Genomic DNA, 1,227 nt, shown 5'->3' on the forward strand with positions numbered 1-1,227 from the left:
AAGTTAACTAACTAGAGGCGGTAGGCGACATGGAAGGCTTCGTGGATCGCTTCCGCGGCCTTGCGGGGGCGGTCGCAGTCGCCGACAGCGTATACTTCGTTCATCAAGGGTTTGAGGATCCCTTCGAGCGGGTTGTACGGTTGGGCGCCGGCGGCGATAATGATTGTGTCAAGATCCTCGATGGCCGACTCCTGCCCGTTGCTACGGAGGGTAATAGAGTGTTCGCCAATGGAGAGAACCTCTGTAAATGTCCGGATCTCGACAGCGGGCTTTTCGTGCAGCCGCTTCAACAGTTCGCCGCGCAGGGAGGGGCTCTGGTCGGGGGCCAGTTCGCCTAGCATCTCCAGGATGATCACGCGGCGGTCCTCTTGAGCAAGATAGGCCGCGGTCTCGCAGCCGACCAGCCCGCCGCCGATTATAGCCACATGCCTGCCGGGACGAACTTTCTCCTCCAGCACATCCCAGGCCGTGATGGCGTGCCGGGGATCGATGCCGGGCAGTGCGGGAATCAACGGCACCGCTCCCGTGGCCAGGATCACGGCATCCGGTTTTTCCCGCATGACCCTGTCTTCAGTAGCAACGCTGTTCAGGCGGATATCCACATCCAGCGTCTCGACGCGGTAGATGAGGTAGCGCAGGATCTCACCAAAGCGCTCCTTGTGAGGCGGCTTCCGGGCGAGGCGTCCCTGCCCGCCCAGCTCGGAGGAGCGCTCGAAAAGAACCACCTGGTGCCCCCTCTCGCGGGCAACGCGGGCCGCCTCCAGCCCTCCCGGGCCGCCGCCGACAACGACAATTTTTTTACTGCGGCGGGCCTTGACAAAGGGGAACTCATGTTCTTTGCCGGCCCGGGCATTGTAGATACAGCCGACCGGTTGATCTTTTGTCAGCAGCGGGTCGACGCAAAGCTGGTTGCATTCGATGCATTTGCGGATGTTTTTAATCTGGCCCAGTTCAACTTTCCTGGCAAAATGTGAATCGGTGATCAGCCCCCGGCCGAGGGAGACAAAATCGGCTTTCCCGCCGGCGATGAGCCGCTCTCCGATCTCGGGATCATGGATCTTGCCTACCGCAATTACCGGGATAGTAACACGGGCCCTGATACCGGCGGCGTAATGTGCCAGCGGCGGTTCCGGCTCATACATGGTGGCGATAATTGGCAGCGGCGACCCGTAGACGCCCCCGGAAACATGGAGCGCGTCGACGCCGGCCTTTTCCAGGAGCCCGGCA

The 1,227-nt window shown here is 61.4% G+C and carries 1 protein-coding gene; it reads right to left on the bottom strand.

Features of this window, described 5'->3' with window-relative positions; genetic code table 11:
* Positions 1–11: 11 nt before the first annotated feature.
* Positions 12–1,227: FAD-dependent oxidoreductase (locus ACE4YL_RS10855; RefSeq protein ID WP_461369633.1), on the bottom strand; the 1,216-nt coding region annotated here is incomplete at its 5' end.

This window comes from Candidatus Darwinibacter acetoxidans (assembly GCF_041936445.1).
Lineage (GTDB): Bacteria > Bacillota > Limnochordia > Darwinibacteriales > Darwinibacteriaceae > DTU010.